The sequence below is a fragment of the Gottfriedia luciferensis genome (assembly GCF_001712755.1).
Classification (GTDB): Bacteria; Bacillota; Bacilli; order Bacillales; family Bacillaceae_G; genus Gottfriedia; species Gottfriedia luciferensis_B.
The window spans coordinates 333,360-343,630 of sequence record NZ_MDKC01000013.1 but is presented as its reverse complement, the minus strand read 5'-3'; the positions used below and the strand labels follow the sequence as shown (position 1 = coordinate 343,630).

9 protein-coding genes are annotated in these 10,271 nt (G+C 34.2%); all 9 read right to left on the bottom strand.

What is annotated here, in order from left to right:
- Positions 1 to 132: 132 nt before the first annotated feature.
- Positions 133 to 1,503 (bottom strand): murein hydrolase activator EnvC family protein, encoded by a 1,371-nt coding sequence (locus tag BED47_RS11830; RefSeq protein WP_069033822.1) that lies wholly within the window; start codon positions 1,501 to 1,503, stop codon positions 133 to 135.
- A gap of 136 nt (positions 1,504 to 1,639) precedes the next feature.
- The gene (ftsX, locus tag BED47_RS11825) at positions 1,640 to 2,533 is read right to left on the bottom strand and encodes a permease-like cell division protein FtsX (protein ID WP_069033821.1); all 894 of its coding nucleotides are present in this window, start codon (positions 2,531 to 2,533) and stop codon (positions 1,640 to 1,642) included.
- Positions 2,523 to 3,209: a cell division ATP-binding protein FtsE gene (ftsE, locus tag BED47_RS11820; RefSeq protein WP_069033820.1), complete on the bottom strand. Its 687-nt coding sequence runs from the start codon at positions 3,207 to 3,209 to the stop codon at positions 2,523 to 2,525. The genes ftsX and ftsE overlap by 11 nt, the downstream gene beginning before the upstream one ends.
- 342 nt (positions 3,210 to 3,551) lie before the next feature.
- Positions 3,552 to 3,890: a cytochrome c551 gene (cccB, locus tag BED47_RS11815; protein WP_069033819.1), complete on the bottom strand. Its 339-nt coding sequence runs from the start codon at positions 3,888 to 3,890 to the stop codon at positions 3,552 to 3,554.
- Between the two features lie 61 nt (positions 3,891 to 3,951).
- Positions 3,952 to 4,830 carry a YitT family protein gene (locus BED47_RS11810; RefSeq protein WP_069033818.1) on the bottom strand — a complete coding sequence of 293 codons (879 nt, stop codon included), beginning with the start codon at positions 4,828 to 4,830 and terminating at the stop codon, positions 3,952 to 3,954.
- 454 nt (positions 4,831 to 5,284) lie between these two features.
- Positions 5,285 to 6,383 (bottom strand): peptide chain release factor 2 gene (gene prfB / locus BED47_RS11805; protein ID WP_248267333.1). Its coding sequence is split into 2 segments (ribosomal slippage): positions 5,285 to 6,319 and positions 6,321 to 6,383, totalling 1,098 coding nucleotides; the frame shifts between segments, so codons are not numbered across the junction.
- Positions 6,384 to 6,522: 139 nt separating this feature from the next.
- Positions 6,523 to 9,036: a preprotein translocase subunit SecA gene (gene secA / locus BED47_RS11800; RefSeq protein WP_069033816.1), complete on the bottom strand. Its 2,514-nt coding sequence runs from the start codon at positions 9,034 to 9,036 to the stop codon at positions 6,523 to 6,525.
- A gap of 205 nt (positions 9,037 to 9,241) precedes the next feature.
- Positions 9,242 to 9,787, bottom strand: a complete 546-nt coding sequence (gene hpf, locus BED47_RS11795; protein WP_069033815.1) for a ribosome hibernation-promoting factor, HPF/YfiA family — start codon at positions 9,785 to 9,787, stop codon at positions 9,242 to 9,244.
- A gap of 270 nt (positions 9,788 to 10,057) precedes the next feature.
- Positions 10,058 to 10,255, bottom strand: a complete 198-nt coding sequence (cspD, locus tag BED47_RS11790; RefSeq protein WP_056469532.1) for a cold-shock protein CspD — start codon at positions 10,253 to 10,255, stop codon at positions 10,058 to 10,060.
- Positions 10,256 to 10,271: the final 16 nt, after the last annotated feature.

Here is a 10,271-nt window from a genome sequence, read left to right as displayed (position 1 = left end):
CAATATGATTGAATTTAATTTCCTCTTAACTTAAGTAGGTATAAATTGTAGTTTTATAAATTAATTGAGATTTATAAAACAAAAATAAAGAAAAAAACCTATCCTAGTGTTTTAGGATAGGTTTTTAGTAAATTAAAAATTAATATATTTCATAGGATCTACTGCATTTGATTTAGCATAATTCCATTCACCTTTATGTAATTCAAAGTGTAAATGTTGTCCAGTAGAATGACCTGAATTTCCCATATAACCAATTTGCATACCTTTTGAAACAGTTTGTCCAGTTGATACATTAAAACTAGCCAAGTGAGCATATACTGTTGTCCATACTTGTCCATCAATATTATGTGTAATAAATACACAATTTCCATAAGAAGATGAGACATAAGCACGAATTACAACCCCATCGCCTGCTGCTACAACTGGTACAGTTCCCGCTGAGGCAATATCAACACCTTCATGGAACTCTCCACCCTCAAATGAACGTTGTCCAAATCCAGAAGAGACATAACCATTTGCTGGTCTTGTAAAGTTGCCACTAGACACGGTTGGTGTATTATCAGAACTACCGGCACTATCTGAATTACTAGAATTACCTGAACCACTTGAGCTTCCAGATCCACTTGAATGACTTGTACTTGTAGATGTCTTTTTACTTTTTGCAGCAGCTTCTGCTTTACGTTTAGCCTCTGCTTTACGTCTAGCTTCTGCCGCAGCTCTTTCAGCAGCTTGTTTCTTAGCGATTTCAAGAGCTTTTTGCATTGCAGCCTGCTGACTTGCTAATAATTGATCTTGTTCCTTTAAATCTAAAACATCTTCATGAGCTTCACTTTCTTTAGCTTTTAATGAAGCCATTAATTTGTTCTTTTCGCTAACCTGACTTGCAAGTTGATTATTTAGACTCTTTAAGTTCGCTAAATCTCTTTCGATTTTTGCTTGTTTTATAGTCAAATCATCTTTTTTAGCACTAACTTCTTTTAAGTCCAAGTTTTGCTGGTTAATTATGTCCTCGTCAGCCTTCATAATAATTTGTACGGCACTCATTCGTTGAATTAAATCTCCGAAACTATTAGCACCTAAAATGACATCAATGTATGATACCATTCCACCAGCTTTTTGAAGAGAACGCATACGGTTTTTCAATAATTCTTCACGAGATTTAATGCGTTCTTCAATAAACTTAATTTCTTCCTTTAGTTTTGAAATTTGCTTTTTCCCATCACTAACTGCATCTTCAGTTTGGTTAACTTTCTGCTTAGTCAGTTTCATCCGAGCATCAAGTTTTTCAAGCTCCGCAACAACTTCTTGCTGGTCATGCTTTATATCAGCAATTTTGTTGTTTGTTGCATCAGTCTTATCCTGAACTTCACTACGCTTCTTTTTAATGCGGTCAATTTCTGATTGGTATTTACTTTCAGCAAAAGAAACGGATGGGATAGCACCGACTATGAAAGTACTGCATAACATAATCGTTATTACTTTCGATGATTTTCTCTTACTCATCTAAGATCCCTCCTTATATGTATATAGAAAAGCCCTAGTACCTGTATCAACTCAGACAGACGTTAAATTGGGAACTAGAGCTTATCAATCGAATTACACTATTAAAACAATAGAACTACAAATGAAAAAATTTATCTTATTTACGTAAAAACTTACGAATTGACATGACAGAACCCCACATCCCGATTATTGCACCAATAGCTATTAATATTGCAGATAGCTGGTACACAAACGGTGAAAATGGCAATAATGTAAACATTGTTCCTGCTAATTTTGGCATTAGCATATTATAAATGACTTTATAGCCAGTTAATAGTAAAACAATCGGAATAACCGATCCTAACACACCTAGCAGTAAACCTTCTATTAAGAACGGCCAACGAATAAAGTTATTAGTTGCCCCTACTAATCTCATAATCTCAATTTCACGTCGTCTTGCCATGATCGTTATTTTGATAGTATTAGAGATTAAGAACATCGCAGTAAATAATAGTCCGAAAATCAGTACTAAACCGATATTGCGACCTACCGAAACTGCATTAAATAATTTTTGAACCTGTTTTTTACCATAGATTACTTCATCAATATATTTTAAGCCTTCAATTTTTTTGGCTACTGGTGCGATTTGTTCTGGAGAATCCGTTTTAACAATATACGTATCATTTAATGGATTTTGCTGTTCAAACAGTTTGAATGCTTTTCCATCTTCTCCCATACTTTTGATTAGATTGTTTAATTCTTGATCTTTCGACGAGAACTTTACAGTAGTTACATGATCTAATTTTTTGATTTCTTCTTTTAAAGTAGCTTGTTGCTCTTTGTTTGCTGTTAAATCAACTAAAACACGTACCTCTACATCTTTTTCTAAAGTTGTTCCAATGTGATTAACATTCATAATTACGGTTAAAAATACGCCAACAAGCATTAAAGTAACTGCAACAGCACTTATCGATGCAAACGTCATCCAACCATTTCGTTTTAAACTACGTAAACCCTCACGAACATGTCTTCTTGCAGTTCTAGCTTTCATAACCGTACACTCCTCTCGCTTGGTCGCGTACAATTTTTCCAGCTTCAATTGCAATTACTCGTCGCTTGATCGTATTTACGATATCTTTATTATGAGTTGCCATTACTATAGTTGTTCCACGATCATTGATTTCTTTAAATATATCCATAATCTCCCATGTAGTTTCAGGGTCTAGGTTACCCGTTGGCTCATCGGCGATCACTACTTGTGGTTTATTTACAATAGAACGAGCAATCGAAACACGTTGCTGTTCACCACCAGAAAGCTCTGTTGGTAAAAATCGAGCTTTATGTTTTAACTTAACAAGGTCAAGTACTTCCATAACTCTCTTCTTTATTGTTTTCGGGTTTTCTTCAATAACTTCAAGTGCAAATGCAATATTTTCATAAACTGATAAAGTCGGTAATAATTTATAGTCTTGGAAAACTACTCCAATATTTCTACGTAATAAAGGAACTTTTTTATCCTTCATATGGCTTAAATCCATTCCATTAATTAAGATTGCACCCTTTGATGGTTTTTCTTCGCGATACATCATTTTAATGAATGTCGACTTTCCGGCACCACTCGGGCCCACGACATACACAAATTCACCTTGGCGAATTTTTACATTAATACCATCTACCGCAAGAACACCATTAGGATAAGTCTTATAAACATCTTTTAACTCAATCATGACATTCTCCTTAATTTTTGTTCCGTTTTCTTCTATCAAACTATAAGATCCATTCTGGATGAAATTATAATTAACTTAACTTTACTTGATCTTGATCTTATTATTTCGCCTGCTATTTACATATTTCGATAATTTCAGCTAAGCTCCTCTATTATACCACTTAAAAAATGTCAAAATTGATAAATTTATGTTACATTTTAATAATAGGCTAGATTTTTTCCGAACGATTTATGGGTTTGTTTAACAAATTATGGCAAAATGTAACTAAAATGAAAAGAAACAGACCTTTTCTAATTAACAGAAAATTGTCTGTTTCTTTAATTCTTTTCGATAGAAAACATTTTATTTTTTAGTCGCAAGCCATTTCGCTACACTTTTCGCGTCATTTCCTTGAACAACTCCGCTAGGCATTGAACCTCTACCATCATGGATAATATTTTCTATTTCTTTTTCAGAATATTTCGCTCCGACCTTTTTTAAGCTTGGTCCAATTATACCTTCTAATTCTCCACCATGGCAGCTAGCACAGCTTTGTTTAAATAGCTTTTCCCCATTAGCAACTGAAACCGGCTCACCTGAATCATTATTTTTACTTGTATCATTATTTGAACCACATGCTGTAATCGTTAACAGCATACCACCAGTTATAAAAGCAAGAAGTAGCTTTTTCACAAAAATCATCGCCCCTTTAAAAATCCCATAACTATAGTCTACTACTAATGAAAATATTTATTTTACCTTTTTATGTCAAATTTGTGAAACCTTCTCCAAGAACTTCTGTTGCATCTACAACTGTAATGAAAGCATTTCGATCAACTGTCCGAACGATATCACGTAGAGAAGAAAATTCAGTTTGATCAAGTACACACATTAATACTAAACGGTCTTCATTTGTATATCCACCAACACCAGTTAGTTTTGTAACTCCACGATCTAATTGGTGAACAATTGCCGTTGTTACAGGCTCCACTTCTGAAGTAATAATAAGTGCCATTTTTGATCTAGCAAGACCAATTTGAACTAAATCAATTGTTTTACTCGTAACAAAAAGTGCAATTAGTGCATACATACCACTTTCAAGATTAAACACGATTGCAGATGTAAGAACAATTAATCCGTCAATAAAGGCTACACAAATCCCAAGTGATAAACCAGTATATTTATGAACAATTTGAGCTGCTAAATCTGTTCCACCAGTAGATGCTTTACCACGGAACACGATTCCTAGACCTAAACCAATAAATAGTCCACCAAAAATTGATGCTAAAAGTGGATTATCAGTTGCAGGTTTTATATTGTATAAATCAACTAAATAAACAACAAGTGGAATAAAGATTGTTCCAACTAATGTTTTAGCGCCAAATTGTCTACCTAAGAAAAAGACACCTGCTATAAATAAAGGAATATTAAATGCCCATTGTACAAATGCAGGATTAAATCCCATTGTACTCTTTAGAATTGTCGAAATACCACTTACCCCACCAGAAGCAATATGATTTGGTAATAAAAACACACAAAACGCGACAGCAATGATTGCAGAACCAATTAATACAAAAAAGTACTCAAAAAACGTTTTTCCCCACCCTACAGTTAGAGCAGTAGAATATCTGACCTTTTTCAAACTTATCCCCCTCAAAATTTCTCACTTACAGACAACTTTTCTATTTTATATCCTTTATATCGGATACTCTCTCTATTTTTTATTATGAAAAAAACAATAAGATTTAATTACATATAAACAAAATTTACTTTCTTCTATTTGTAAAACAACTTAAAAATAAATATGATTCATGTAACTCCTTCACATTAGTAAGGTAAAATCCTTATTAATCCTCTAAAGAAAAAAAGCTCAAAAGAATAACATCTCCATAATTAGAAGATGTCCGTTTAGACAAAGTCCAAAAAACTTGATGATCAGACTAATTGCAAGTGTTTGGCAGGCAGTCTGGTAGATGTTCTAGGTTAAAAGATGGATTTACAGCTAACGCACTGATAAAATATACCTCTTTTGTCCCCAAAGATTAGGGCTGGTAAGAAAGAAGTTTCCCCCAATCTTATCAGCCCATTTTTCAACATTAAATCTTAGAACGTAAGTAAGCATCAATAAATGGATCAAGATCTCCATCCATTACTGCATGTACATTACCAACCTCTGTGTTTGTTCGATGATCTTTAACCATTGAGTATGGATGGAAAACATATGAACGAATTTGACTTCCCCAGCCAATTTCTTTTTGTTCTCCACGGATTTCATCTAGTTGAGCTTGTTGCTCTTCTATTTTACGTTGATATAGTTTTGCTTTTAACATTTTCATTGCATGTTCACGGTTTTTAATTTGTGAACGCTCTGTTTGACATGTTACTACAGTGTTAGTTGGAACATGTGTAATACGTACTGCTGAGTCAGTTGTATTAATGTGCTGACCACCGGCTCCACTTGCACGATACGTATCAATCTTTAAATCTTCTGTACGAATATCGATTTCAATTTCTTCATTGAACTCAGGCATTACTTCGCAAGAAACGAAAGAAGTATGACGACGACCTGATGAATCGAATGGAGAGATACGTACTAAACGATGAACGCCTTTTTCTGCTTTTAAATAGCCATAAGCATTATGGCCTTTAATTGCTAAAGTTACGCTCTTAATACCAGCCTCATCTCCAGGTAGATAATCTAAAGTTTCAACTTTAAATCCACGTTTTTCAGCCCATCTAGTATACATACGTAATAACATTGAACCCCAATCTTGAGACTCGGTTCCACCTGCTCCTGGGTGAAGCTCAAGAATTGCATTATTTTTATCATATGGCTCGCTTAATAATAATTGAAGTTCAAAATCATTCAGCTTTCCAGTTAAAGATTTTACTTCAGTTACTAGTTCTTCAAATAGTTCATCGTCATTTTCTTCTTTAACTAACTCATATGTTACTTCAAGATTCTCATATCCATCATTTAAATCATTGAATTCATTAATGACTTCTTTTAAACCATTTACTTCACTTATTACTACTTGTGCAGCTTTTTGATCATCCCAAAAATCTGGCTCTGACATAAACGCTTCAAGCTCATCTAGTCTTGCTTGTTTTGTTTCGACGTCAAAGAGACCCCCTAAATGCTTGAAGGCGTTTCGCCATCTTTTCTAGTTCTTGCTTTACTTCTACTAATTCCATTACATAACACCTCGATTAAATTTTACGAACAATAAAAAGCAGGTAAAGACAAGTAGTGAAGTAAGAATAACCTTTGAAGGTTACTCTTCTTTCCTAATAACTACTTGCCCTTGCCCCTTTTCATATAGTTTCTATTTTATTAGATTCCTTTACCGTGGCAGTTTTTATACTTCTTACCTGATCCACAAGGACAATCTTCATTACGTCCAGTTTCTTCGCCTTTTACGATTGGTTTTTTCTTTACTTCACCATCACCATCATTACTTACATGAATTGCATCGCCTTGTATAGCTTCACGCTCTACATCAGCTTCAATTTCAGCTTTCATAATAATGCGAGATACTTCTTCTTCAATTGAAGCAATCATCTCTTCAAACATTGCGAAGCCTTCCATTTGATATTCACGTAGTGGATCAATTTGTGCATATGCACGTAAATGGATTCCTTCACGAAGTTGATCCATTGAATCGATATGAGCCATCCACTTGTTATCAACAGTACGTAATAATACAACTTTTTCAAACTCACGCATTTGTTCAATTGGTAAAGCTACCTGTTTTTCTTCGTAACGCTCGAATACTGTTTTTTGAATTAATTCAACCATTTCATCCGGTTCAATTACACGTAATTGATCAACTGTGATTTCATCTTCATTTAATAAGTTTGCTTCTAAGAAATCAATGATTCCTTCTAAATTCCACTCTTCTTGAAGCTGCTCGTTTGGAGTATGAGCTTGAACTACTCTGTTAATAGTACCTTCAATCATATTCTTAACGATTGGTTGTAAATCATTTGAATCAATAACTTCAGAACGTTGAGCATAAATAACTTCACGTTGTTGACGTAATACATCATCATATTGAAGTAATTGTTTACGAGCATCAAAGTTATTACCCTCTACTCGTTTTTGTGCAGATTCAACTGCACGAGAAACCATTTTACTTTCAATCGGTTGAGAATCATCTAATCCTAAACGGTCCATCATAACTGATAAATTTTCTGAACCAAAACGACGCATTAATTCATCTTCCATTGATAAATAGAAAGTTGTCACACCAGGGTCACCTTGACGACCAGAACGACCACGTAACTGATTATCAATACGACGGCTTTCATGACGCTCTGTACCAATAACAGCTAATCCGCCAAGCTCACGAATACCTTCACCTAATTTAATATCTGTACCACGACCAGCCATGTTTGTCGCAATAGTAACTGCACCACGGTGACCAGCTAATGCGATAATATCAGCCTCGCGTTCATGGTTTTTCGCATTTAATACTTCGTGTTTAACACCTTTACGTTTTAACAATTGAGATATTAACTCTGAAGTCTCGATCGCAACTGTACCAACTAGAACTGGTTGCCCAGCTTTGTGACGTTCAACGATTTCATCAACAACAGCATTAAATTTACCAGTCATTGTTTTGTATACTAGATCAGGTTTATCCATACGAGCGATTGGTCTGTTCGTAGGAATAACTAGAACATTCATATTGTAAATATTACGGAATTCTTCTTCCTCAGTTTTAGCTGTACCTGTCATACCCGAAAGTTTTTTGTACATACGGAAGTAGTTTTGGAAAGTAATTGTAGCAAGCGTCATACTTTCATTTTGAATTTTTAATCCTTCTTTAGCTTCAATCGCTTGGTGAAGACCTTCACTGTAACGGCGGCCTTTCATTAAACGACCAGTAAATTGGTCAACGATTACAATTTCACCATCTTGAACTACATAATCTACATCATGAGTCATCGTAACGTGAGCACGTAATGCCTGAGTAATATGATGGTTTAAGTTAACATTTTTCAAATCAAATAGGTTTTCAACGCCAAAAGCTTTTTCTGCACGTGAAATACCATCTTCAGTTAATAAAACTGATTTTGTTTTTACATCGTACGTATAATCTTTGTCTAGCTTAAGCATTCCAACAAATGCATTCGCTGCAATATATGATTGTGCAGACTGTTTTGCTTGTCCAGAAATAATTAATGGAGTACGTGCTTCGTCAATTAAAATTGAGTCAACCTCATCGATAATAGCATAGTTTAGTGGACGTTGAACTCGTTGTTCAGCGTATACAACCATGTTATCACGTAAATAGTCAAATCCTAATTCATTATTTGTACTATACGTAATATCACAAGCATATGCTTCACGCTTTTCATCTGGTTCCATACTATTTAAATTTAGACCAACAGTAAGTCCCAAGAACTCATATAATTGACCCATCTCACGAGCATCACGACTAGCTAAGTATTCATTGACTGTAACAACGTGAACACCTTCGCTACTTAATGCATTTAAGTAAACAGGTAAAGTGGAAGTTAAAGTTTTACCTTCCCCAGTTTTCATTTCTGAAATATTACCTTCATGTAAGGAAATTCCACCTAATAACTGTACAGGATATGGAGTCATACCAAGCACACGAGTAGCACCTTCACGAACAACGGCAAATGCTTCAACTAAAATATCATCAAGAGTTTCACCTTTTTGGATACGCTCTTTAAATTCAAATGTTTTACCTCTAAGTTCATCATCAGATAATTTTGCATACTGATCCTGTAAAGATAACACTTGATCAACTTGTTTTTGCATTTTATTTAATTGTCGCTGATTAAGATCAAAAACCTTTTTTATCATTCCAAGCATTCGTAACGCTCCTCTATTATAAAGTCATAAACTAAAATGTCATTAAGTTAGTAGATACTATTTCTAATTTTATCATTAAATGAAGATACGTGACAACCTTATGTCGAGATTGTTCTATTAGAATTAATTAATATTTTAGAAAATAAGCAAAAAAGGACTAAGCTAATTGTTCAGCTCAGTCCTTTTATTATTATTTTATTAATTTTTATTTGGCTTCAATTAAACCATAACGCCCATCTTTTCTAGCGTAAACGATGTTCGTTTTATTTGTTTCACCGTTTAAGAATACAAAGAAGTTATGACCTAACATATTCATTTGTAGCACTGCTTCTTCTGCATCCATAGGTTTTAAATCAAATTGCTTTGTTCGAACTAACTCAATATCATTTTCGTGTTCTTCTACTGCTACAGCTGATTCAGTAGTTGATGGTGCAAACATGAATTTTAATGATCCTTTTTCTCTTAACTTGCGATTTACTTTTGTTTTGTGTTTTCTAATTTGACGATCTAGTTTATCAATAACTAAATCGACAGCTGCATACAAATCTGAATGCTCTTCTTCTGCACGTAATAACATATACGTTCCAGGAATAGTTACTTCAATTCTTTGCTTGTCGTGGAATACCTTAGCATTAACTCTCGCCGTTAACTCTTCGTCAAAATAACGATCAAATCGCGATAATTTTTTATCTACGTAATCACGAATTGCTGGAGTAATTTCAATATTTTCGCCTCGGATGTTTAGCATCATATGGGTTTCCTCCTTCATCAAGCTCCAAAAATGAAAGCTGTCATACTTATATTCTACACCTCTATCTCAATTTCCTCCTTGAAATATTTGTCAAATATGAGAAAACTCTGTGTCCATTTTTTGAACTTTTATGGTTTATATCTGATTATATTTTTATAATAATTTAAAGATACTTAAAAATTTTCCAAAACAAACAAAGGCTTACTCAAATGAGTAAGCCTTCGTGGTCCGAATCTATATAAGCAAATACTTACTTATTAACGGAAAAAATTAAATTTTAGTCACATTAGCAGCTTGAGGTCCACGGTTACCTTCAACGATTTCGAAGCTAACTGCTTGGCCTTCTTCTAAAGATTTGTAACCTTCTGCGTTGATAGCTGAGAAATGTACGAATACATCGTCTCCATCTTCACGCTCGATAAATCCAAAACCTTTTTCTGCATTAAACCATTTTACTTTACCTTGCATTCAAATCCATTCCCTT

Coding starts and splice junctions, on each gene's coding strand:
- BED47_RS11830 (WP_069033822.1), bottom strand. CDS start 1,503: ATGAGTAAGAGAAAATCATCGAAAGTAATAACGATTATGTTATGCAGT.
- ftsX (WP_069033821.1), bottom strand. CDS start 2,533: ATGAAAGCTAGAACTGCAAGAAGACATGTTCGTGAGGGTTTACGTAGT.
- ftsE (WP_069033820.1), bottom strand. CDS start 3,209: ATGATTGAGTTAAAAGATGTTTATAAGACTTATCCTAATGGTGTTCTT.
- cccB (WP_069033819.1), bottom strand. CDS start 3,890: ATGATTTTTGTGAAAAAGCTACTTCTTGCTTTTATAACTGGTGGTATG.
- secA (WP_069033816.1), bottom strand. CDS start 9,036: ATGCTTGGAATGATAAAAAAGGTTTTTGATCTTAATCAGCGACAATTA.
- hpf (WP_069033815.1), bottom strand. CDS start 9,787: ATGATGCTAAACATCCGAGGCGAAAATATTGAAATTACTCCAGCAATT.
- cspD (WP_056469532.1), bottom strand. CDS start 10,255: ATGCAAGGTAAAGTAAAATGGTTTAATGCAGAAAAAGGTTTTGGATTT.